The following is a 22,484-nucleotide window of genomic DNA, read 5'->3' on the forward strand; positions in this document are numbered from 1 at the left end:
AAGGCTGGCTACAGGTTACTCATCAACGCCATCCACATGCTCTCGAATCAGCGACATAAACGTCATACCAAAACGCTCCAGCTTTCGCGTGCCCACGCCGTTAACGCTTAGCATTTCCCCGGGGCTAAGCGGCATTTGTTCGGCCATTTCGATGAGAGTGGCATCGTTGAACACCACATAAGGCGGAATATTTTCTTCATCCGCAATCGCTTTGCGCAGCTTACGCAGTTTAGCAAACAGCTTACGATCGTAATTGCCGACCGCCGCACGCGAATTGACGCGCGGCTTGAGCACCTGTACGCGCGGCACGGCCAGCATCAGCGGCGTTTCGCCACGCAGCAGCGGGCGTGCGGCTTCCGTCAGTTGCAACGCCGAGTGCCGGGCAATGTTTTGCGTCACAACGCCAAGGTGAATAAGCTGGCGAATCACGCTCACCCAATGTTCCTGGCTCTGATCGCGACCAATGCCGTATACCGGTAGTTTATCATGCTGAAAATCGCGGATACGCTGGTTGTTCGCGCCACGTAACACCTCCACGATATAACCCATCCCAAAGCGCTGATTCACACGATAAATAGTCGAAAGCGCTTTTTGCGCATCCACCAGCCCATCGTAGCGGCGCGGCGGATCGAGGCAAATATCGCAGTTACCGCACGGTTGCTGACGCCCTTCGCCGAAGTAATTAAGCAGCACCAGGCGACGGCAGGTCTGCGCTTCGGCAAATGCCCCCATCGCGTTGAGCTTGTGGCGCTCAATATCCTGAAGCTGGCCGGCGGGCTTCTCCTCCAGGCAGCGGCGCAGCCACGCCATATCCGCCGGATCGTAAAACAGCATCGCTTCCGCAGGCAGGCCGTCTCGCCCGGCGCGACCGGTTTCCTGATAGTAAGATTCAATATTGCGCGGGATATCAAAGTGCGCCACAAAGCGCACATTAGGCTTATTAATGCCCATGCCAAAGGCCACGGTCGCCACCACAATTTGCAGGTCATCGCGCTGAAACTTCTCCTGCACGCTTGCACGTATTTCGTTATCCAGGCCGGCATGATAGACGCCGGCGCTGATGCCGCGGGCCTGCAGGCGCGCTGCGGTATCTTCCACTTTTGAGCGGCTGTTGCAGTAAATAATGCCCGATTTGCCGCGCTGCTCCTGCACGTAGCGCAATAGCTGATCCATCGGCCTGAATTTTTCCATCAACATGTAACGGATATTAGGCCGGTCAAAGCTGCTGACCTGGATTAACGGTTCGTGAAGACCAAGCAGACGCACAATATCAAGGCGCGTGGTTTCATCGGCGGTAGCGGTCAGCGCAACAAACGGCACCTGCGCAAGGCGAACGCGCAACTGCCCCAACAGCGCGTACTCCGGACGAAAGTCGTGTCCCCACTGAGAAATACAGTGCGCTTCATCCACCGCAAGCAGCGACAGGTTCCACTGCGACAGCCGATCGATAAAGTTATCCATCATCAACCGCTCAGGCGCGATGTAGAGCAGACGCACCCGGCCGCTGCGACAGCCATCCAGCACCGCCATTTGCTCTTCGCGGCTCTGGGTTGAGTTAAGGCAGGCGGCAACCACGCCGTTTGCCAGCAACTGATCGACCTGGTCTTTCATCAGCGAGATAAGCGGAGAAACCACAACCGTGAGACCGCTAAACACCAGCGCAGGTATCTGATAACAGAGCGACTTACCGCCGCCGGTGGGCATAACGACCAGACAGTCCCGACCGCTCAGCACCGTATTGATGATGGTCTCCTGGCCCGGGCGGAACTGCTGATAGCCGAAGGTTTCCTGTAAAACCTGCTTTGCCAGCAACTCCTGGTTCAATACTTCCGCCTGCGCCACGCTCACCCCATTTGTTTAAAAAGAAACAGGCGTTATTTTCAGCGCCTGCGAGAGAAACTGCAATGCCTCAGAGTATATCGTTGAGCATGATTCCCAAACCGATACGCGTCTGATTGAAATTGTAGTCAATTAAGGACTCCCCGTACCCGCTGTAAATCTGGCCGTAAAGCCGCATATGCTGCGTAATAGGGTAGCTTGCGCCCAGCTCCGCGCCTCCATAACCGGTATTCCAGTTGTACTGGCCTTTCAGGCTGAGCGTTGTATCGCCCAGCGCGTAAGCCATTTTTAACTGATAGTAGCCGGTATAGCGGGTAATATCGGGGTTGTCATTTACATTGCCCACAACAAACCAGGGGCGGACCTCTACCAGCCAGTTGCCGTTTTTCGCCCTCAGGCGAGTATAAGCGCGGTTCCAGCTACGCGAGGTCGGCTCGGCGCGACCGTTGGACTGGTGATCGAAACCGACTTCCACATCATTGAGCGTCCAGTCGCCTAACCGATAATCCGTAGCAAAGCCGAGAAACAACTGCGGCTCGTAGTTGGTTTCACGAAACGGCGCCGACTGGCTGCGGTTAGTTAACTGCCACCACGAACGTTGGGTATACGAGGCGGCCAGTACGGAATTATCGCCAAGTATGCCGCGCCAGAAAGGGAAAGCGACGCTGAACTGAAATGCCACCTCATCGCGGCGCGCATCACGGCCCCAGTCATACGTTTCAATGCTCTTTTTATTAATATGATCGGTAAAGGTATAGAGTAAATAATTACTGTCGTAAGGGTGGAGCGTCAGAAAATCTCCATTGTCCTGAAGCAGGTTAGCGGTGATGCCGCCGCGCTCAGCTGTATTACCGTTCGGCTTCGCAACGCCGTCGGCAAACGCCGCAAGCGGCAATAACGCTGCGGCCAACACGCCCCCCAAAATTTTGTGCATTGTTCCTGCTCTCCTTTACAAAATAAGAAATCCTGAATAATTTTTTGTTGGCGACATATTACATGTGCATTGACCGGCTGAATTGTCACCGTTTATCTCAAAATTGGAAAGGGACTTTAACGGAACATAGCCGTAATACACCGCAACTTTATCGCGAAAATATCACCGGAGAGCCGTATGTCAGGCAACCTGCTTACCCGCGAAACCGTGCTGAAACTGGTCGGCGAAGTGTTTGTTTACCAGATGCCGTTTAACCAGGCGCTTGGGCTGGCGCTGGAGCGTTATGAACCCACATTCGCTCAGATAGCATTCAGCCATCAGGCCATGCTTGTGGGCAACCATGCGCAGGGCATCCTGCACGGCGGGGCCATTGCTGCTGCGCTGGATGTAGCGGCCGGGCTGGTATGCGTAGGCAGCACGCTGACGCGTCATGAAACCATTGCGCAAGAGGAGCTACGCCAGCGCCTGGCGCGCATGGGAACTATCGATTTACGCGTGGATTACCTGCGGCCAGGGCGCGGCGAGCGCTTCACCGCCACCAGCAGCCTGCTGCGCGCAGGCAATAAAGTTGCCGTGGCGAGGGTAGAGCTGCATAACGAAACGCAGCTCCATATCGCCAGCGCGACGGCAACATATATGGTGGGTTAACTACAGCTTTGTTACACTGGCCCCCCCATTTGTAAACAAAAGTCAATTCATGGACGCTAAGCAAACGCGCCAGGGCGTGCTCCTTGCTCTGACCGCCTATTTTATCTGGGGTATCGCCCCGGCGTATTTCAAGCTGATTCATTATGTCCCCGCCGACGAAATCCTGACGCATCGCGTTATCTGGTCGTTTTTCTTTATGGTGGCGCTGGTGTCGCTGGGCCGCCAGTGGACGAAGGTACGCCAGATTCTCAACACGCCGAAGAAAGCGTTCGGGCTTGGGCTGTCGGCGGTATTGATAGGCGGCAACTGGCTTTTATTTATCTGGGCGGTAAACAACCATCACATGCTGGAAGCAAGTCTGGGCTATTTTATTAATCCGCTGGTAAACGTGCTGCTGGGTATGGTTTTCCTCGGCGAACGTTTTCGCCGCATGCAGTGGCTTGCCGTACTGCTGGCAATATGCGGCGTGCTGGTGCAACTGTGGACTTTCGGCTCCGTACCGTTAATTGCGCTGGGCCTGGCGTTCAGTTTCGCCTTTTACGGCCTGATTCGCAAACGCGTAGCTGTGGATGCCGGCAGCGGTATGCTAATTGAAACGCTGTGGCTGTTGCCGGTGGCGGCCATTTATCTGTTTGGTATTGCCGACAGCGCGACCAGCCATATGGGCCAGAACCCGCTCAGCCTGAATCTGCTGCTGATTGCAGCAGGCATCGTAACGACCGTGCCGCTGCTGTGTTTTACCGGCGCCGCAAACCGCCTGCGCCTGTCGACGCTGGGCTTTTTCCAGTATATTGGCCCAACGTTAATGTTCCTGCTGGCGGTCATGTTCTACGGCGAAGCGCCAGGCCACGACAAAATGGCGACCTTCGGCTTTATCTGGGCCGCGCTGGCGCTGTTTATTATGGATGCCGTCTACACCCAGCACCGCACCCGCCGCAGTCTGTAACGCAGACCGGCTTTCTTCAGGCATCAGGAAAGCCGGTTATTGCTTTGTCCTTCGCCCTTGCCTTTATTTCAGCCTTACAGCGACAAAGGAAAAATGCGTATTCCCACGGGCTGTCAGTTCCGGCTGAAAAACGCCGAAGCGTTCACGCCCGGCCGGAGCGGACCGCAGGGACGCGGCGATTGAGCGCTCCTTTACCCGTTCACGTATGCCGGTATCTCTGTGAGAACGCTGATGCGGATGTGAACGGAACGCTCCAGAAAACAGAACCACTAAAAAATAACAAACCAGCCTCCGGTTCCCCAAACGCTGGTTCTTAGCCTGACTAAAGTAAAACGCAGCCTTGCGACCCGCCCTTACAACCAGTTCTTTCGCTTAAAATACAAATACGGCGCAAGCCCTGCCAGCATCATCAAGACAATTGCCGCCGGATACCCAAAATTCCAGTGAAGCTCCGGCATAAACTCAAAGTTCATCCCGTAGCTGGAAGCCACCAGCGTCGGCGGCAGGAAAACCACAGATACCACCGAAAAGATTTTAATAATGCGGTTCTGTTCAATGTTAATAAAGCCCATCGCCGCCTGCATAAGGAAGTTCACCTTCTGGAACAGCGATTCATTATGCGGCAGCAGGGATTCGATATCGCGCAGGATCTCGCGCGCCTGCTCCAGTTGGCTCCCCGGCAGGCGCGCCTTACGTACCAGGAAGTTCAGCGCGCGCTGGGTATCCATCAGACACAGGCGCACCTTCCAGCCCACATCTTCCAGCTCCGCCAGCGTGGAAAGCGCCTGGTCATATTCGTCACCCTGCTGACCTTCCATAATAACGCGGCTGAGTTTTTCCAGATCGCTGTAGATATTTTCTATTTCATCCGCCAGTTGCTCAATTTTGGTTTCGAACAGGTCAAGCAGCAGCTCAAAGGCGTTGCCGTCTACCAGCGTCTGGCCACGGGCGCGCATGCGGTACAGGCGAAACGCGGGCAGTTCACGTTCGCGCAGGGTATAAAGCCGCCCATCGCGAATGGTGAACGCCACCGTCGAGTTGCCGGCGTGGTCTTCCGCATCTTCAAAAAAGAAAAAGGAGTGGATGTGCAGGCCGTCTTCGTCTTCAAAAAAACGCGCAGACGCTTCTATGTCTTCCAGTTCAGGACGCGTCGCCAGACTCTGGCCCAGCTCGGTTTGTACGCGGCTTCGTTCTTCGTCGTCTGGTTCTATCAAATCGACCCAAACGGAATTTTCCAGCAACTCGCCCTCGTCCAGCTCAAGCCGGGAAAGACGGTTATTATCCAGTTGAAATGCGCTCAGCATGACCGGGACTCCCAATAAAGTTAACGGGGCAGCTCGCGAAACACACAGCGTCCGGGAAGACCAGACCGTTCAACAGACTGGCTCATGCGACAGAAGAAATATACGGTCGCTGACAACCGCTAAGGCCATCAGCATAAGAGGAAAGCCTTAGGAGTTGTACCTGCGTAACAGGTTAATGAGCCAGCATCGACTGGGTGTGTCCAAGGCGAATGTCCTCTTAGTGTAATGGTGCGCGCATGTTACGCCAGCCTCAATAAAGCGTCAACACGCGACAGAAATACCTGAAATTTTACGCCAGCCTAAACTGTTTCCAGCCTGGCGTAGGCGGCGACCAACCATTTAATTCCCTGCCCCTGAAACGCCACCTGCAGGCGGCTGTGCTCGCCGCTGCCTTCCAGGTTCACAATTGTGCCTTCGCCAAATTTAGGATGACGAACGCGCTGGCCCAGTTTATAGCCGCAGTCGCTTTCAGTAAGCGCCCTGGTTGTGCGCTGCGCCGGGCTGACCGGGCGGCTGACCGTGGCGCGCAGGCGTACTTCCTCAATGCACTCCGCCGGCAGCTCGCCGATAAAACGCGAGGGGCGATGGTAGACTTCTTTACCATACAGGCGGCGCGTTTCGGCGTAGGTAATGGTCAGTTTCTGCATAGCGCGAGTGACGCCCACATAAGCAAGGCGGCGTTCCTCCTCCAGCCGCCCGCTCTCATCAAGCGACATCTGGCCTGGAAACATGCCCTCCTCCATACCCACGATAAACACCTGCGCAAACTCCAGCCCTTTTGCTGAGTGTAGCGTCATGAGCTGCACCGCGTCCTGCCAGGTGTCTGCCTGCCCCTCTCCCGCCTCCAGCGCGGCATGAGACAAAAATGCCTGTAGCGGCATCAGATCTTCATCTTCATCGTTGTAGCTAAACTGACGCGTCGCCGTGACCAGCTCCTCAAGGTTTTCAATGCGGGTCTGCCCTTTTTCGCCTTTTTCCTGTTCATACATCATAAACAGGCCGGAATCTTTAATAACCCGATCGGTTTGCACGTGCAGCGGCATCTCAGCGGTTTCGTGCGCCAGCGCGTCAACTAATTCAAGAAAGCGTTGCAGCGCCGACGCCGCGCGACCGGCCAGCGATTTATCCTGTAATAAGCGGCGGCAGGCCTGCCACAAAGTAAGCTGGCTGTCGCGCGCGGTTTGGCGCACCACATCCAGCGTGCGATCGCCAATGCCGCGCGTCGGCGTGTTGACCACGCGCTCAAACGCGGCATCATCGTTGCGGTTGGCAATCAGGCGCAGGTAAGAGAGCGCGTCTTTAATTTCCTGACGCTCGAAGAAGCGCATGCCGCCGTAAATGCGGTACGGCATGCTGCCCTGCAGCAGCGCCTCTTCCAGCACGCGCGACTGCGCGTTGTTGCGGTAGAGAATGGCGCACTGGCTGAGCGCGCCGCCGTTCTCCTGCCACGCTTTAATACGATTAACCACAAAACGCGCCTCATCAAGCTCGTTAAAGGCGCAGTAAAGCGAAATCGGCTCGCCGTCGCTGCCGTCCGTCCACAGGTTTTTGCCCAGGCGGCCAGCATTGTGGGCAATCAGCGCATTCGCCGCGCTGAGAATATTACTGGTGGAGCGATAATTCTGTTCCAGGCGAATAGTCTGCGCGCCGGGGAAATCGTTCAGAAAACGCTGAATATTTTCCACCTGCGCGCCGCGCCAGCCGTAGATGGACTGGTCGTCGTCGCCAACAATCATAACTTTACCGGTATCGCCCGCCAGCAGGCGCACCCAGGCATACTGGATGCTGTTGGTATCCTGGAATTCATCCACCAGAATATTAGTAAAGCGCTCGCGATAGTGGTTAAGGATGTGCGGCTTGTTAAGCCAAAGCTCATGGGCGCGCAGCAGCAGCTCGGCAAAATCCACCAGGCCCGCACGATCGCAGGCTTCCTGATAGGCCTGATAGACCTTCTGCCAGGTCTGTTCCACCGGATTGCCGTAGCTCTCAATGTGCTGCGGGCGCAGCCCTTCGTCCTTTTTGCCGTTGATATACCACATCGCCTGACGCGGCGGCCACTGCTTCTCGTCAAGGTTCATCGCCTTAATCAGGCGTCTGAGCAGGCGCAACTGGTCTTCGCTGTCAAGAATCTGAAAATCCTGCGGCAGGTTGGCATCCATGTGATGCGCGCGCAGCAGGCGGTGCGCCAGCCCGTGGAAAGTCCCGACCCACATACCGCCCTGGCTGGTACCGAGTAGTTCACCAATGCGGTGGCGCATTTCCGCCGCCGCTTTGTTGGTAAAGGTTACGGCCATGATGGAATACACAGAACAGTTCTCAACCGTTAGCAGCCAGGCGATACGGTGCACCAGCACGCGCGTCTTGCCGCTGCCCGCCCCAGCCAGCACCAGCATATTGCTACGCGAGGCCGCGACGGCTTCGCGCTGTTTATCATTAAGGCTGTCGAGCAGGTAAGAGACGTCCATTGGCACCGCCGCAAGTGGTTAAGGGGCCGGCGCCCCCTGGAAATTTATACAGAGAGGCTGGGATTATATCAGCGCAGTAAGCGATGCCAACCGTGAAATTGCCAGATGCGGCAACAGCCGCGCGTCACGGGCCTGCATCAGATTATCGTCGCGCGACATAATCCAGCAGGCCTGCATACCGCAGCGGATCGCGCCGGCCACATCTGTGGTTAAATCATCGCCCACGTGCAGCACCTGCGCATGAGGAACGCCAAGCTGACGCGCCGCCAGCGCATACATATCGCCGTAAGGCTTAGCGCGCCCGTGCGGCCCGGCGCGCAGCACAAACCGGAAATACTGGCTCAGGCCGAAAAGCTGCGGATCGGCATTACCATTGGTCACCGCCACCAGCGGCCACTTTTCAGCCAGCCTTGCCAGCGTAACGTGGGTTTGCGCAGGAACGTCGATCCGGCTGCGCCATTTAGCAAAATTAGCCATTGCCGCTGCAGAACCTATGTCCGCTTCCTCCGGCGACAAACCGGCCTCCAGCATAGCGCGTTCGACCGCGCGCCGGCGCCACTCGGTAACGTCGTGATAAATATCCGGCTCTTCAAGGCGAAGCTGCTGACGCAGGCGTTGAAAATCCGGCGACTGAAATTCATTCAACCTGGGATGGTACTGTTGAACAAAACTCAGCGTCTCACGCTCGGTGCGGGTGATTACCGGCCCGTTATCGTAAAGCGTATCATCCAAATCGAACGTTAGCGCGGCCACCGGCCCCAGCGGACGGTAAAAATACATTAGCTTTTCCCCCGTTTAGCGCGTGGATGCGCAGCATCATACACCGACGCTAAATGTTGAAAGTCAAGGTGGGTATAAATTTGCGTGGTGGAAAGGTTGGCATGGCCGAGCAACTCCTGCACGGCACGCAAATCACCGCTCGATTCCAGCATATGCGTGGCGAAGGAATGACGCAATTTATGGGGGTGTACGTGGCTATTCAACCCCTGCAGAATCCCCCATTCAGCAAAGCGCTTTTGAACGTTGCGCGCTGATATACGCCTGCCGGTCTTCGCCAGAAACAGCGCATCGTCAGCAGGCCCAAACAACTCGCGTAAACCAAGCCAGCGTTCAGTCCAGATAACCGCCGTGCGGCCAACCGGTAAACGGCGCTCCTTGCTGCCTTTTCCCATCACCCACGCCTCGCCGCTGGCAAGATCGAGGTGTTTACAGTCGAGATTGACCAGCTCAGACAAGCGCAGCCCGGCGCCGTACATCACTTCCAGCATCGCCCGGTCGCGCACCGCCAGCGGGTCGTTGATATCGATATCCAGCAGGCGACTAACATCGTCAACGTCAATATTCTTCGGCAAATGGCGCGGCGCTTTTGGCGCGCGAACGCCTTTAGCTGGGTTGGCGCTCAATGCGCCCTGGCTTACCAGCCAGTCGAAAAAGCTACGTAGCGCCGACAGCCGCAGCGCGAGGCTTGCCGCCTGCAGGCCGCCGCGTCGGCTGCGCACAACCAGCGCTCGCACTGTCTGGGCGTCACAGCGCGCCCAGTCGCTGATTTTCATTTCAGCAAGCATTGCCATTAGCATATCAAGCTGGCGGCGGTAGTTTTCCAGGGTCAATGGGCTAAGCTGGCGCTCCACCTTCAGGTGGCGCAAAAAGGCTTGCACTGGCGGGCGTAGCGGATTGTCGCTCACTGGCGTTCAATCCAGCGTTCCAGCAACGTAGGAAGCATCTGCGCCAGTTGCTCCAATAACTGTGTACCCTGTTCCGGCTGATAGTGCTGGGGGTCGCGGCTGGTAAAAATCAGTACTCCCAGATCGCCGTGCGCTCCCAGCAGCGACATCGCCACTGAGCGTATCGCTTTCGCCTGGGGCAGCAGCAGCAGCAACTCGGGGCCATGCAGCGGGCCAAGATAGTGGCGCGCGTTGCCAAAGCGCTGAATGCGCAGCGGTTCAAAGGTCTGCCGATGCAAAGCCAGTTGGGTAAAGCCAGACGGCGCGCCAAGGCGCCAGCGCTCTGCAAACAGCCGCAGATGCGCTCCCGCCAGCCCCAGCTCGCGCGCCCAGCGGTGCAGACGATTGAGCATATCCTGAAGGCTTTGCGCCGCCGCAAGGCGTAACTGAAGCTTAAGCAGGCTGGAAAACAGCGCTTCGTTAATGCTGGCCTGCTCCATCAGCAGGGACATATCGCCTTCCAGCGTCCGAATTTGGTTACGCGCGCGCGCCATATGCCATTCAACCAGCGATACAGAACCGCGCACCGGGTGCGGGATCTGAATCTGCTCCACCAGGCGGGCGTTACGGATAAAAAATTCAGGATGACGCAACAAATAGCGGCATACCGCTCTGTCATCCAGCTCTGCGAGACTTTCCTGCTGCTGCTCGGCGTTTTTCATAACTGTATAAATCCATCATAAACATGCGCCGCCGGGCCGGTCATAAACAGCGGCTGTCCCGGCCCTTTCCAGGCGATATCAAGCCGCCCGCCGGGCAGGTCTACACGCACCTGCCCTTCCAGCAACCCCTGTTGTATGCCCACAGCCACCGCCCCGCAGGCGCCGCTGCCGCAGGCCTGGGTTTCGCCAGCCCCGCGCTCAAACACGCGCAGGCGGATATGCTGGCGGCTTACGACCTGCATAAAACCAATATTGGCGCGCTCGGGAAAACGTTCGTGGTTTTCCATCAGCGGACCAAGCGTTTCAACCGCCGCCAGGTCGATATCGTCCACCTGTATGACGGCATGGGGGTTGCCCATAGAGACCACGCCGCACAGCACGGTTTCGCCGCCTGCGCGCATAATGTAGGTTTTTTCCGCTTTATTGGCGCGAAACGGCACCTCGCCCGGCTCAAACTTCGGTTCTCCCATATTGACCTTTACCCGCTCGTTTTCCGTCACGCTCAGCACCATACGTCCGCTGGCCGTGCTGACGTGAATGTCGCGTTTATTGGTCAACCCCCGCAACCGAACAAAGCGGGCAAAACAGCGCGCGCCGTTGCCGCACTGTGATACTTCACTGCCGTCAGCGTTAAAAATACGGTAATGAAAATCAAGCTCCGGATCGTAAGGGGGTTCAACAACCAGTAATTGATCAAACCCGACGCCAAGGTGCCTGTCTGCCAGGCGGCGAATCGTCTCGGGAGAAAAAAAGACGTTCTGCGTTACCGCGTCGACAACCATAAAGTCGTTGCCAAGGCCATGCATCTTAGAGAACTGCATTTTGTGCTCCATATTCCGCGGCGACCTTGTGTTTGTTAATAGTTAACCTGGGTCGGCCCATCGCCTTGCGCGCGATCGTTGCGATCGGGAACGGTGGACTGGATAGTCGAATCCTGCGCTTGCTGCGTGGTCGGCTGCGCATTTTTATTTGCGGGCGGGAAATAGAGCGGCCCTTTAAGCCCGCAGCCGGTGAGGGCCATCAGCGCCAGCCCAGCCACCAGCGGACAGAAAATCTTCTTCATTTTCGGTTGCCTGTTATCTAAACGTTCTGGCGTCTATCATCGCAGGTGAACAATGAAAAGCAATATCTTTTGCCCGGTCGCCGCAATAGCAGACAGTTCCTTTGCTCCGGCATTGCTTCTATACTGCCGCCACAACCTGCAACAGGAAACCTGATATGAATGACAGTGAATTTCACCGCCTGGCCGACGGCCTGTGGTTAACTATTGAAGAACGTCTGGACAACCGGGACGGCGACAGTGATATCGACTGCGAAATTAACGGCGGCGTACTAACGCTTAGCTTCGAAAATGGCAGCAAAATCATTATCAACCGCCAGGAACCTCTACACCAGGTGTGGCTGGCAACCAAAAGCGGCGGTTATCATTTCAAACTCAAAGGCGACGAATGGGTCTGCGACCGTTCAGGGGAAACATTCTGGAACCTTCTGGAATCGTCGTGCTCTCAGCAGGCCGGCGAACCGGTCAGCTTTCGTTAATCAGGGCAGATATTGCTGCGCCAGTTGCGACTGCGCAATATCGCCATCAACCGGCATTTGCGCAGCCATCGGGCGCAGCGGCTGGGTGCGAAACGGAATGACCTGCTGGCGCCCGTCAACGTTCACAATTTGGTAAAACTGCGGCAGATTAAAGTTCACAAAGCTGGTGCCCCAGGTAAAACGATCGTGCGACGAGGAATAAAAGCGGCTCACGTCACGCACCAGCTCCTCTTTACTGCCCTCACAATGGTGATAAGCCTCAGCGCGGTTGCTTTCATCAAGGATGTAAATATTGAAGCCTTGCAGGTCGCTTATCTCCTCAAAGAAGAATTGAATAATTCCTTCACTGGCAAAGCCGTCTACAACCGCAGGAAGCTGTACGTGATGCGTTTCCACCTGCACAGACAGACCGTGCAGTTTGTTGTTGGAAATGGCGCCGTAGAATTCAACCGCATTTTCCAGCTTCTGCACCGATACGTTAAGACGCTCGAAGAACAGGCCCCACGTTTGCCCGGCGACGCGCAGCGCTTTAAACCGCCCGGCGTCCTGGCGCGTGCTGGACAGGCGCAGTTCAATACACTCTGACACCAGTTGCTGCACGCGGGTACGCATCAGGTCGCGCAGGTGCTGGCTATAACAGAACACTTCCACGCTATCCGGCGGCGCGGCATCCTGGTGCATTTTGCCCAGAATGGTCTTCAACGCCTCAATTATCGCCTGCTCGCCATTAAAATGCAGGGTGCGCACTTCATTCCATGAGTTGCGATACAGGAGATCGACGCTGCCAATCAGACATTGTTGCTGCTCGCCAAAGCTGAAAACATCAAGCTTGCGGAAATCGAAATGCACCACCTGATTGCGAAATGCCGCCGTCGGGTCATATTCAAGGTTGACGATGATCGCCAGATGGCGGATTTCACACGGGCTGTAGAGCGCTTTTGGCGTGGGAGCCGGCAGGCGCAGCGGAAAGTGGTTGGAAACGTCCGCCACCATTTCCTGCAATTTCGGCAAGTCGCATACGTCGTTGCCTTTAATAAACAGGCGCGTGCGTGACGTCAGCAGGCCGTTAAACCACGCCCAGGCCACCAGTTTGTTGAGATAACGGTTATACTCCAGCGGCTGGTGGCTGATAATCGAATCCATGCTCGGCGAGCAGTTGTAAAGGTACCAACCGCTACGATTGGCGCGCCCGGGCGGAACATAGATAAAGGTGAGGTTCGGCTCGGAGAGATCGGGGGAAATTTGCGGGTTAACCAGCGTAACTTTCCCGGGAAGCGCTTCAAACGCGGCGTAAAGTTTGCGGGTTAAAACACCGATGTCCTGCGGACTGGCGCTGACGCTCAGATTATTGCGGCGCGCAAAACGAATCAGATTGCGATAGCTCTGCATCATCGCATCCAGCAGTTCGTTATGGGCTTCGCGCACGCGGTCAATCTTCCAGTTGGCCCGATTATCCAGAATCGCCAGCCGCTCGTCGTCCCAGCCCCAGCTACGCACCAGTTGTGTTAATATTTCACGCCGCCAGCCCACGCAGGCGCGCTCGCGCGACAGCTTTTCGCACACTTTCAGATAAAAGCAGCGGCGCACCAAATCGAGGCGCGCAGTATCTTCAATCTGCGTCAAATAATGGGTAACGCGCTCCAGCATCATGCAGTAAGGATCGAGGCCATAAGAGACTATCTCGCCGTCATGCAGGCATTGTTTAATATCTTCAGCCAACAGCCGGGTATGTGGATATTCCCAGGAATAGGCCTCCAGCAATAGCGTTTTCAGCACCGCTTTATAGGGGGAGTCGATACTTTTATAAAGCTGCCACAGACTGGCGCCGAAGTACTCCTCCGCCGACAGCGCGCCAAGACCGCCCAGATCCAGCCATTCGTTCGGCGTTAACACGCCCTGCGCATAAAGCGACATAACGTAATCGTCGTATTGCGCTTCTTCGTTCACCGGCACCATATTCCACAGGATACGTTTCCCGGCCATGCGTACCGCCGAACGATAAAATTCATCAAGCAGCAAAATATGCTGAGTGGAACCGCAATCTTCACCGCCAAGGCTGCCGCTTTCATTATGGCGAAAGCGATTCTCGTCAATCAGAAAAAAACTCACTTCCACGCCAAGCGATGCCGCCCAGCTTTCCAGCAGGCTACATTTACGTTGCAACATCTGGCGTTCGGCGCTATCGAGCCACGACTGATGGCAAACCCAGATGTCCAGGTCAGACGAACAGCTTTGCCCCACGGACGACGTGCTGCCCATAGAATAAACGCCGGTAATCGGCAATTCGCCGGGCGGGGCCTTCAGCGGCGGCAGGCCGCGAAGTTGTTCCAGTTCCTGTAAATAATGGTTTTGGGTTTCATCGGGCGTATAAAGGCATATGCCGGAGGGGACGTTGCCGTCAAGGTAACCGGGCAGGAAAGGATGATGGTAATGCAACAGCACGGGCAGCAAACTATAGACCTGCTGGAAGGCAGGCCCCATAGCGGCCAGTGCGCGATCCACGCGAAGCTGATTGATGGCATCCAGCCTCTGTTTCAGAGTCTCAATATAGAGGTACAAGACGTATCGCCTGATGGTTTAAATATATCGGAAAACCCGTTTCCTTACGCCGCCGTTGATGTTTATCGTAATTTGGCTGGCAATTGCTGGAAACGTGATCAATTTAACACCTTGCCGATTGACCGTAAAGAAAGATGCGCTACACACAGTGTAGCATCGATCCGGCAACATTATCTCCTTATGCCGTCGCCTTGCGTCTTGTTTCAACCGTCCAGCGTCCGATGAAACTGACAGCCTGGCGGGAACCATGTAGGATGGTCGAGAAACGGTTATTACGGTAATTAGCATGTCAGACAAAGTATTACGAATTGCCACACGCCAGAGTCCGCTGGCGCTATGGCAGGCGCACTACGTCAGAGATTGCCTGCTGGCGCGCCACCCGACGCTGCGCGTTGAACTGGTGCCAATGGTGACGCGCGGCGATGTCTTGCTGGACGCGCCGCTTGCAAAAGTCGGCGGCAAAGGGTTATTTGTTAAAGAGCTTGAGCAAGCCATGCTTGAGGACCGCGCCGATATCGCCGTGCATTCGATGAAAGACGTGCCTGTCGAGTTCCCCCAGGGGCTGGGGCTTGCGACGATTTGCGAGCGCGAGGATCCGCGGGATGCGTTTGTCTCTCATCATTACGCATCTCTTAACGATTTGCCGCCAGGCAGTATCGTCGGCACCTCCAGCCTGCGCCGCCAGTGTCAGCTCCTCTGCGCGCGTCCCGATCTGCAAATTCACACGCTGCGCGGTAACCTCGGCACCCGCCTGGGCAAGCTCGACGCCGGGGATTATGACGCCATTATTCTTGCCGTTGCCGGGCTTAAGCGGCTGAAAATGGAAGACAGGATCCGTCAGACGCTGGCGCCTGAGGTTTTACTGCCGGCCGTCGGCCAGGGCGCGGTAGGTATTGAATGCCGCCTGGATGATGCGTGGACCCGCGCGCTGCTGGCGCCGCTTAATCATCCGCAAACCGCGCTGCGCGTGCGCGCCGAACGCGCAATGAATACGCGTCTTGAAGGCGGTTGTCAGGTGCCTATCGGCAGTTATGCCGAACTGGCCGACGGCGAGCTATGGCTGCGTGGGCTGGTCGGCGCGCCGGACGGCTCAAAGATAATAAGCGCAGAACGTCGCGGCAGGCCGGAAGATGCCGAAGCCCTGGGCATTTCTCTGGCGCAAGAGCTGCTGAATAACGGCGCTCGCGCAATCCTTGCCGATGTCTACAATGGAAACGCACCCGCATGAGCATCCTGGTCACCCGCCCTTCCCCGGCTGGAGACGATCTGGTCAGACGCCTGCGCGCGCTGGGCCGGGAGGCCTGGAGTCTTCCTTTAATTGAATTCTCACCGGGGCGCGAGTTGCAGAAGCTACCGGCGTACTTACACTCACTGGACGAAGGCGATCTTGCTTTTGTGCTGTCGCAGCACGTGGTGGAGTATGCCAGCGCCGCGCTGGCGCGCGAATCGCTACGCTGGCCGGCTCAGGCAAACTGGTTTGCCATTGGCCGAACCAGCGCGCTGGCATTTCATCAGGCAAGCAACCTGCCAATAATTTACCCACGCGATCGGGAAAGCAGCGAAAACTTGCTACAATTCGCACAATTACAAGCCATTAGCGGCCGCAAAGCGCTCATACTGCGCGGCAACGGCGGTCGGGAATTACTGGGCGAAACGCTAAGTCAGCGAGGCGCAACAGTGACATACTGCGAATGCTATCAGCGTTGTAAAAAGCACTACGATGGCGCAGAAGAAGCCCATCGCTGGCAGAGTCGGGGGGTAAAAACTCTTGTCGTCACCAGCGCAGAAATGCTTTCACAGCTTTGGGCAATGGTACCTGAATGGTATCGTAACACCTGGTTATTACGCTGTCGGTTGTTTGTCGTCAGCGAGCGTTTGGCAACCCAGGCCAGGGAAGCAGGCTGGCAGGATGTCAGGATCGCAGATAACGCAGATAACGACGCGCTGCTGCGCGCGCTACAACAACATGAAATATGGGATGAATAATGACGGAACCAAAAGAATCCTCCGCCATGCCGGAAGAAACCCCTGCAACGGTAGAAACCGTATCGCAGCCGGTCTCGACTGAACCTGCGGTAAAGAAAAACCGCGGCGGCGCAGCGAGCATCACGCTAAGCGTCATTGCTATCGCTATCGCGCTGGCTGCAGGCGCTGGCGCTTATACCTGGGGCAAAAAGCAAAACGAAAGCCAGCAGACAGAAAGCAAAGCGTTAATCGCCCGGCTTAGCGCCCTACAGCAACAGCAAAACCAGCAGAACAGCGCACTGGAAGCGCTGGTAAAGGAGCAGGCCGCGCGCCTCAATGACGCGCAGGCACGCCAGGCGGCCATGGCAAAAGCGCTTGAAGAAACGCGCGAGAAAATCGCCGCTATTTCCAGCAACGACGCGAAAACCTGGCAGTTGGCGCAGGCCGACTTTCTGGTGAAGCTTGCCGGCCGCAAGCTGTGGAGCGATCGGGACGTCACTACCGCCGTGGCGCTGCTGAAAAGCGCCGATGAAAGCCTGGCGCAGTTGAACGATCCTGGGCTCATTAACGTACGCCGCACGCTTACCGCGGATATTTCCGGGCTTGCAGGCATTGCGCAGGTGGATTTTGACGGCATTATTCTCAAGCTCAATCAGCTATCAAACCAGGTTGACGATCTGCGCCTGAGCGACAATGACGACGATGCCGCCCCGATGGACGCCGACAGCCCTGAAGTTTCAGGTTCGCTGAAAGAATGGCGCAAAAATCTGACGAAAAGCTGGCGTAACTTCATGGAGAATTTCATTACCGTGCGCCGCCGCGACACCAGCGACGTACCACTGCTCGCGCCGAATCAGGATATTTATCTGCGCGAAAATATACGTTCCCGCCTGCTGATTGCCGCCCAGGCGGTTCCCCGCCATCAGAGCGAAACGTACAAACAGTCTATTGATACTGTAGCCACCTGGGTACGCGCTTACTACGATACCAACGATGCCAATACCAAAGCGTATCTGGATGACCTGGATAACCTGAGCCAACAAAGCATAGAGATGGATCTGCCTGATTCGCTGAAAAGCCAGCCTGTGCTGGAGCAGTTAATGCGCAACCGAATGCATGCGACGGCCGCACCTCAGCCTGCACAGCCGTCAACTGAGCCGCAGCCGGCGCAGCCGAAAGCCGCGCCGCAGGGAGAATAATTATGTTAAAAGTTCTCCTGCTTTTTCTTTTGCTGATTGCCGGAATTGTGCTTGGGCCTGTGCTGGCCGGCCATCAGGGTTATGTGCTTATACAGACCAATAGCTGGAATATCGAAACCAGTATTACCGCGTTGGGTATTATACTGGCGCTCCTGATTCTGGCGCTGTTCGCCATTGAATGGTTGCTGCGTCGACTGTTACATACCGGTTCACGCACCCGCGGCTGGTTTGTGGGACGTAAACGCCGCCGTGCCAGCAAGCAAACCAACCTTGCGCTCATTAAACTGGCGGAAGGCGACTACCAGCAGGTGGAAAAGCTGCTTTCTAAAAATGCCGACCATGCTGAACAGCCAGTCGTGAACTACTTGCTGGCCGCTGAGGCGGCACAGCAGCGGGGCGACGATATTCGCGCTAACCAGCACCTGGCCCGCGCTTGCGAAATGTCGAGCGGCGATCCTATTCCTGTTGAAATTACTCGCGTACGTTTACAACTGGCGCGCAATGAAAACCACGCCGCGCGTCACGGCGTTGACAGGTTGCTGGAAGTTGCGCCACGTCATCCGGAAGTGCTGCGACTTGCCGAACAGGCCTATATTCGCACCGGTGCGTGGAGCTCATTGCTTGATATTCTGCATTCTATGGAAAAAGCGCAGGTAGGCGATGAAGCGCATCGCGCAGCGCTGGAGCAACAGGCATGGATTGGCCTGATGGATCAGGCGCGCGCAGATCAGGGCAGCGAAGGGCTGAAAGCCTGGTGGAAAAACCAGAGTCGTAAAACGCGCCAACAACCGGCGCTGCAGGTTGCAATGGCTGAGCACCTCATTGAGTGTGATGATAGCGAAACGGCGCAGCAAATCATTCTCGATGGCCTGAAACGCGAATATAACGACTCGCTGGCGATGCTCATTCCACGCCTGCAAACCACCAACCCCGAGCAGATTGAAAAGGCGCTTCGCCAGTTAATTAAAACGCATGGCGATCGCCCGTTGTTGTGGAGCACGCTGGGGCAAATGCTGATGAAGCACGCTGAATGGCGTGAAGCCAGCTTCGCTTTCCGCGCTGCGCTAAAACAGCGTCCGGATGCCTACGATTACGCCTGGCTTGCCGACACGCTCGATAAACTCAAGCAGCCGGAAGAGGCCGCCGCAATGCGCCATGATGGCCTGTTATTAACGCTAAAGAATAACCCAGGAAGCTAAGCGCGTCTGGTGTATAACGTCGGCCTGCCGACGAATTCCGATAACGCGGGTGTAAAAGGGTCCATGTATTTACATGGACCCTTTTCAGATTGTTGACAAAGAAGGTAAAAACGGGGTTTTTCCTTCTTTGTGGTAAGCAGGCGACAATCAATGCATTGATTTTCATTGTCTTTTCTTGTAATTCATCCATCCTGTCTGTGACAGGATGGGGTTTGTCAGCAGCCTCCTTTTTTAAATAGCGCTTTCAGGCCCTGACGCTATTCACCTTACCGTTTCTGGTGTTGCTCAACCCTCCCGGTACACCTTTACTGGACACAGGCAAAAAGCATTTCCTCCGCCACTGGCAGCCTGGGTGAGCGCGCGCAGCGTACCTGCGGCGTGAAGGATGAAGTCCGCTTTGCCCAAAATAATTCGGGTTGCGAGAAGGCGGCAAGCGGGCGAATTCCCGGGAGTTTACACCGGTAAGTGACCGGGGCGCGCGCGGCCAGCGCACCTGTGGCGCGCAGGATGAAGGGCAAAAAAATACCCGCCAAAATTTGACGGGCAACAAACAGGTCTGTGTGACAACTTAATAGTGCTTCACTCAACGTGGTGTCCGTATTGTCTGATGAGGCGAACAGGCCGCGACATCTGTTAGTGGACGATAAGCACTGTAAAAGGCTCTGCATCATTCCTGGGTTTATGAAGCCAGGGGCAAACATAAGAGATGGAATGAGCATCTACCACTATACTAATGCATTTAACATGCCAGGTTTGTAATCTTAATAAATATCAGTGCGTTAGCTTGTCCTGGTAATTGGTTAGCAACAAAACTTATCTACAATGTCGTCACAAGGAAACACAAATCTACGTATAAAATAAAACAAATATAAATCAATACATTAAACGTCTCAAAACAGCGACAAATAATCCCGGGTTGTCGCCAATCGCAGACATACCCTCGCCTGACGGGTTGATAAAAAAGTAACGAACAAAATAGATGTGAAAAACCTGCTTTTCCTCCGGCAACAACATGCCGCAAAGAAAACCAGCGGGAAAATTTTCTTATTCCTGACGGCATTAGAGGGTAGCTGAATTTAAAAAGGATCTGCCTGAAGCCTTTTTTCACGCATCATTCAGGTATGTTTTCTGTGTCATTTTACCGGGAAGCGACCCGCAGGGATGGAATACAGGTAATAGCCATATTCCAGAAGGTAAGGCCCCTTACCGGGGGGCTGAAATAATCGGTTAATAACGATTAGCGGAATAGTCACTCTCGCCAGGTTACAGGTTCCGTCGTTATATCTTGGATGTATAACCAAACTATCTGGCCGTAAAAGTAACAGGCCAAACCACAGGGCGAAAAAAAGCCACAACTTCCAGGAAGTTGTGGCTTTTTTTCATTTCTGGCCCGGACTGAACCAGGCCATACTGTAATTTGGTCGGCGAGAGAGGATTCGAACCTCCGACCCACTGGTCCCAAACCAGTTGCGCTACCAGGCTGCGCTACTCGCCGAATACTGCTCTATATCTTGCTTTACTAAAGGTTGTGGTGCGAGGGGGGGGACTTGAACCCCCACGTCCGTAAGGACACTAACACCTGAAGCTAGCGCGTCTACCAATTCCGCCACCTTCGCATACCACTAAATAATGGGGTGGCTAATGGGACTCGAACCCACGACAACTGGAATCACAATCCAGGGCTCTACCAACTGAGCTATAGCCACCATTGTCTATTTTCACGCGATACTACTTGTTCGTACCACCGCAGCTCCAGCGCCTGTAAACAATGGCGCGCCCGACAGGATTCGAACCTGAGACCTCTGCCTCCGGAGGGCAGCGCTCTATCCAGCTGAGCTACGGGCGCGTAGCGCCGTTGCGGAGGGGGATACTACGGACTTCGCGCCCTGCTGTCTAGTGCTTTTTTTCATAAAATGCGCGTTTGGTTATGCTTTGCGCACTCCATGTATCAACGGCTCTGCTTTACCGATTCTACGTGTTTTCCCAATCCTAAAAACTTATAGGCCACCGCCACCCCGGCAAGGAACAGTCCCCCCACAACCAGCGACATACGCGTGTCAACATTGATGCCCATTCCCACCAGCACACAAATTAAAAACGCTATTGTCAGCCAGTTTGCCCAGGGAAACATCAGCGAGCGAAACGGATGGCTGACAATCGCATCGCGGTGCGCTTTACGAAAGCGCAGTTGGCTAATCAGAATGACAAACCACGGCACCATCCCCGGCAATACGCTGGCGCTGTAAACATAAACAAACACCGCCTGCGGGTTAGGAATAATATAGTTAAGGCAGGAGCCCGCCAGCAATATCAGTACGGAAACCGCCACGCCGGCTACAGGAACGCCGTTTTTCGCTACTTTCCCCAACGCCGCCGGGAGCTGGCGGTTATTAGCCAGTGCGTAGAGCATGCGCCCACAGCTATACATACCGCTATTACAGCCGGACAGCGCAGCCGTAAGCACCACAAAGTTAATAATGCCCGCAGCGGCAGTAATGCCAATTTTGGCAAAAGTCAGTACAAAGGGACTGCCGTTAGCGCCGATGTCATTCCACGCAAAGAGCGTAACAATAACAAAAATCGCGCCCACGTAGAAAATCAGGATACGCCACAGCACCTTCCCTACCGCGCTGCGTAAAGTCACCTGCGGATTTTTCGCTTCACCGGCGGTAATACCGATAAGCTCCACGCCCTGGTAGGACGCCACCACAATACACAGCGCCGTCAGAAAGCCTTTCCAGCCGCCGGCAAAGAAGCCGCCATGTTCCGTCAGGTTGCTAAAGCCTGTCGGGCTACCGCCGTTACCAAAGCCAAAGAAAATAACGCCAAGGCCTACCACAATCATCACAATAATAGTGGTAACTTTAATCATGGCGAACCAGAATTCAATTTCGCCATACAGGCGCACCGCCGCAAGATTCGCCAGCGCGACCAGGCCTACAGCAATAAGAGCGGGTATCCACTGCGCTATATCAGGAAACCAGTACTGCACATAAACCCCGATAGCCGTGATCTCGGAGATACCTACCGCCATCCACATAAACCAGTAGGACCAGGCCGTAAGGTAGCCAAAGAAGGGGCTCATATAACGGTGAGCATAAACGGCAAAAGAGCCGGCAACCGGCTCAATAAACAGCATTTCGCCCATTGAGCGCATAATAAAAAACACAAACAGCCCGGCTACAATATAAGCCAGTAGCACAGAAGGACCGGCCCACTTCAGCGTACTGGCGGCTCCCATAAACAGGCCTACTCCAATCGTTCCGCCAAGGGCGATTAATTCGATATGCCGCGCTTCCAGCCCGCGCTGAAGCTCAGATTTATTTTTTGCCATACAGCCCTCTTAAAACGCCTCACAACGCCGTGCGGTTTAGCCGGTAACTATGGTGATAAGTAAGTTGTAACCCGCAAACCCGGACCGCTGCCGGACGACGGCAATGGTTTCGTATTGTCAACGGCGCAGAAAAAAAATTCAGAGAAAACGGGGCGGAAAAAGGCCGC

General features: G+C 55.4%; 18 protein-coding genes and 4 tRNA genes. 7 read left to right on the top strand and 15 right to left on the bottom strand.

What is annotated here, in order from left to right; translation table 11 throughout:
- Positions 1-15: 15 nt before the first annotated feature.
- Together recQ and pldA are read right to left on the bottom strand one after the other, a co-directional pair.
- Positions 16-1,842, bottom strand: coding sequence for an ATP-dependent DNA helicase RecQ (recQ, locus tag JJB97_RS06485; protein WP_238713217.1), 1,827 nt, complete (start codon positions 1,840-1,842; stop codon positions 16-18).
- A gap of 67 nt (positions 1,843-1,909) precedes the next feature.
- Positions 1,910-2,773 carry a phospholipase A gene (pldA, locus tag JJB97_RS06490; protein ID WP_238713218.1) on the bottom strand — a complete coding sequence of 288 codons (864 nt, stop codon included), beginning with the start codon at positions 2,771-2,773 and terminating at the stop codon, positions 1,910-1,912.
- A gap of 177 nt (positions 2,774-2,950) precedes the next feature.
- Between pldA and JJB97_RS06495 the strand changes: the two genes are divergently transcribed.
- Positions 2,951-3,421 (top strand): thioesterase family protein, encoded by a 471-nt coding sequence (locus tag JJB97_RS06495; RefSeq protein WP_238713219.1) that lies wholly within the window; start codon positions 2,951-2,953, stop codon positions 3,419-3,421.
- Positions 3,422-3,470: 49 nt separating this feature from the next.
- A complete protein-coding gene (gene rarD, locus JJB97_RS06500) occupies positions 3,471-4,367 on the top strand; it encodes an EamA family transporter RarD (protein WP_238713220.1) in 897 nt (298 codons plus the stop codon).
- Positions 4,368-4,720: 353 nt separating this feature from the next.
- On the opposite strand, the gene corA is transcribed toward rarD, so the two are convergent.
- From corA to lptM, 7 genes are all read right to left on the bottom strand, one after another.
- Positions 4,721-5,671 carry a magnesium/cobalt transporter CorA gene (gene corA, locus JJB97_RS06505; protein WP_238713221.1) on the bottom strand — a complete coding sequence of 317 codons (951 nt, stop codon included), beginning with the start codon at positions 5,669-5,671 and terminating at the stop codon, positions 4,721-4,723.
- 299 nt (positions 5,672-5,970) lie between these two features.
- On the bottom strand, positions 5,971-8,136 hold the full coding sequence (uvrD, locus tag JJB97_RS06510) for a DNA helicase II (RefSeq protein WP_238713222.1): 2,166 nt from the start codon (positions 8,134-8,136) through the stop codon (positions 5,971-5,973).
- 63 nt (positions 8,137-8,199) lie between these two features.
- The gene (gene yigB, locus JJB97_RS06515) at positions 8,200-8,916 is read right to left on the bottom strand and encodes a 5-amino-6-(5-phospho-D-ribitylamino)uracil phosphatase YigB (RefSeq protein ID WP_238713223.1); all 717 of its coding nucleotides are present in this window, start codon (positions 8,914-8,916) and stop codon (positions 8,200-8,202) included.
- Positions 8,916-9,821 (bottom strand): tyrosine recombinase XerC, encoded by a 906-nt coding sequence (xerC, locus tag JJB97_RS06520; RefSeq protein WP_238713224.1) that lies wholly within the window; start codon positions 9,819-9,821, stop codon positions 8,916-8,918. Before xerC ends, yigB begins: the two co-directional genes overlap by 1 nt.
- Positions 9,818-10,522 (bottom strand): DUF484 domain-containing protein, encoded by a 705-nt coding sequence (locus JJB97_RS06525; protein ID WP_238713225.1) that lies wholly within the window; start codon positions 10,520-10,522, stop codon positions 9,818-9,820. Before JJB97_RS06525 ends, xerC begins: the two co-directional genes overlap by 4 nt.
- On the bottom strand, positions 10,519-11,343 hold the full coding sequence (gene dapF, locus JJB97_RS06530; RefSeq protein ID WP_238713226.1) for a diaminopimelate epimerase: 825 nt from the start codon (positions 11,341-11,343) through the stop codon (positions 10,519-10,521). The genes JJB97_RS06525 and dapF overlap by 4 nt, the downstream gene beginning before the upstream one ends.
- A gap of 35 nt (positions 11,344-11,378) precedes the next feature.
- Positions 11,379-11,585, bottom strand: a complete 207-nt coding sequence (gene lptM / locus JJB97_RS06535; protein ID WP_238713227.1) for an LPS translocon maturation chaperone LptM — start codon at positions 11,583-11,585, stop codon at positions 11,379-11,381.
- A gap of 155 nt (positions 11,586-11,740) precedes the next feature.
- Between lptM and cyaY the strand changes: the two genes are divergently transcribed.
- On the top strand, positions 11,741-12,061 hold the full coding sequence (gene cyaY / locus JJB97_RS06540) for an iron donor protein CyaY (protein ID WP_238713228.1): 321 nt from the start codon (positions 11,741-11,743) through the stop codon (positions 12,059-12,061).
- On the opposite strand, the gene cyaA is transcribed toward cyaY, so the two are convergent.
- On the bottom strand, positions 12,062-14,620 hold the full coding sequence (gene cyaA / locus JJB97_RS06545) for a class I adenylate cyclase (protein WP_238713229.1): 2,559 nt from the start codon (positions 14,618-14,620) through the stop codon (positions 12,062-12,064). It abuts the gene before it with no gap.
- A gap of 286 nt (positions 14,621-14,906) precedes the next feature.
- On the opposite strand from cyaA, the gene hemC reads away from it, so the two are divergent.
- Genes hemC through hemY form a run of 4 tightly spaced genes read left to right on the top strand, consistent with a single transcriptional unit; the run spans position 14,907 to position 18,983 of the window.
- Complete coding sequence (hemC, locus tag JJB97_RS06550; protein WP_238713230.1) at positions 14,907-15,848, top strand: hydroxymethylbilane synthase; 942 nt, start codon at positions 14,907-14,909, stop codon at positions 15,846-15,848.
- Positions 15,845-16,606: a uroporphyrinogen-III synthase gene (gene hemD / locus JJB97_RS06555; protein ID WP_238713231.1), complete on the top strand. Its 762-nt coding sequence runs from the start codon at positions 15,845-15,847 to the stop codon at positions 16,604-16,606. The genes hemC and hemD overlap by 4 nt, the downstream gene beginning before the upstream one ends.
- Positions 16,606-17,784, top strand: coding sequence for a uroporphyrinogen-III C-methyltransferase (hemX, locus tag JJB97_RS06560; RefSeq protein WP_238713232.1), 1,179 nt, complete (start codon positions 16,606-16,608; stop codon positions 17,782-17,784). The genes hemD and hemX overlap by 1 nt, the downstream gene beginning before the upstream one ends.
- 2 nt (positions 17,785-17,786) lie before the next feature.
- Complete coding sequence (hemY, locus tag JJB97_RS06565) at positions 17,787-18,983, top strand: protoheme IX biogenesis protein HemY (RefSeq protein ID WP_238713233.1); 1,197 nt, start codon at positions 17,787-17,789, stop codon at positions 18,981-18,983.
- Between the two features lie 1,418 nt (positions 18,984-20,401).
- On the opposite strand, the gene JJB97_RS06570 is transcribed toward hemY, so the two are convergent.
- From JJB97_RS06570 to thrP, 5 genes are all read right to left on the bottom strand, one after another.
- Positions 20,402-20,478, bottom strand: a tRNA-Pro gene (locus JJB97_RS06570).
- A gap of 34 nt (positions 20,479-20,512) precedes the next feature.
- Positions 20,513-20,599: transfer RNA gene (locus tag JJB97_RS06575), tRNA-Leu, on the bottom strand.
- A 14-nt stretch (positions 20,600-20,613) separates the two neighbouring features.
- Positions 20,614-20,689: transfer RNA gene (locus tag JJB97_RS06580), tRNA-His, on the bottom strand.
- Positions 20,690-20,752: 63 nt separating this feature from the next.
- Positions 20,753-20,829: transfer RNA gene (locus JJB97_RS06585), tRNA-Arg, on the bottom strand.
- 102 nt (positions 20,830-20,931) lie between these two features.
- Positions 20,932-22,317 (bottom strand): bifunctional threonine/serine APC transporter ThrP, encoded by a 1,386-nt coding sequence (gene thrP, locus JJB97_RS06590; protein WP_238713234.1) that lies wholly within the window; start codon positions 22,315-22,317, stop codon positions 20,932-20,934.
- Positions 22,318-22,484 lie beyond the last annotated feature (167 nt).

This window comes from Tenebrionibacter intestinalis (assembly GCF_016632365.1).
GTDB classification, from domain to species: Bacteria; Pseudomonadota; Gammaproteobacteria; order Enterobacterales; family Enterobacteriaceae; genus Tenebrionibacter; species Tenebrionibacter intestinalis.

Excerpts from the sequence above, each read along its gene's own strand:
- lptM (WP_238713227.1), bottom strand. The coding sequence starts at position 11,585 with ATGAAGAAGATTTTCTGTCCGCTGGTGGCTGGGCTGGCGCTGATGGCC.
- thrP (WP_238713234.1), bottom strand. The coding sequence starts at position 22,317 with ATGGCAAAAAATAAATCTGAGCTTCAGCGCGGGCTGGAAGCGCGGCAT.
- corA (WP_238713221.1), bottom strand. The coding sequence starts at position 5,671 with ATGCTGAGCGCATTTCAACTGGATAATAACCGTCTTTCCCGGCTTGAG.
- JJB97_RS06525 (WP_238713225.1), bottom strand. The coding sequence starts at position 10,522 with ATGAAAAACGCCGAGCAGCAGCAGGAAAGTCTCGCAGAGCTGGATGAC.
- JJB97_RS06495 (WP_238713219.1), top strand. The coding sequence starts at position 2,951 with ATGTCAGGCAACCTGCTTACCCGCGAAACCGTGCTGAAACTGGTCGGC.
- pldA (WP_238713218.1), bottom strand. The coding sequence starts at position 2,773 with ATGCACAAAATTTTGGGGGGCGTGTTGGCCGCAGCGTTATTGCCGCTT.
- uvrD (WP_238713222.1), bottom strand. The coding sequence starts at position 8,136 with ATGGACGTCTCTTACCTGCTCGACAGCCTTAATGATAAACAGCGCGAA.
- cyaY (WP_238713228.1), top strand. The coding sequence starts at position 11,741 with ATGAATGACAGTGAATTTCACCGCCTGGCCGACGGCCTGTGGTTAACT.
- hemY (WP_238713233.1), top strand. The coding sequence starts at position 17,787 with ATGTTAAAAGTTCTCCTGCTTTTTCTTTTGCTGATTGCCGGAATTGTG.
- hemC (WP_238713230.1), top strand. The coding sequence starts at position 14,907 with ATGTCAGACAAAGTATTACGAATTGCCACACGCCAGAGTCCGCTGGCG.
- rarD (WP_238713220.1), top strand. The coding sequence starts at position 3,471 with ATGGACGCTAAGCAAACGCGCCAGGGCGTGCTCCTTGCTCTGACCGCC.
- yigB (WP_238713223.1), bottom strand. The coding sequence starts at position 8,916 with ATGTATTTTTACCGTCCGCTGGGGCCGGTGGCCGCGCTAACGTTCGAT.
- hemX (WP_238713232.1), top strand. The coding sequence starts at position 16,606 with ATGACGGAACCAAAAGAATCCTCCGCCATGCCGGAAGAAACCCCTGCA.
- dapF (WP_238713226.1), bottom strand. The coding sequence starts at position 11,343 with ATGCAGTTCTCTAAGATGCATGGCCTTGGCAACGACTTTATGGTTGTC.
- hemD (WP_238713231.1), top strand. The coding sequence starts at position 15,845 with ATGAGCATCCTGGTCACCCGCCCTTCCCCGGCTGGAGACGATCTGGTC.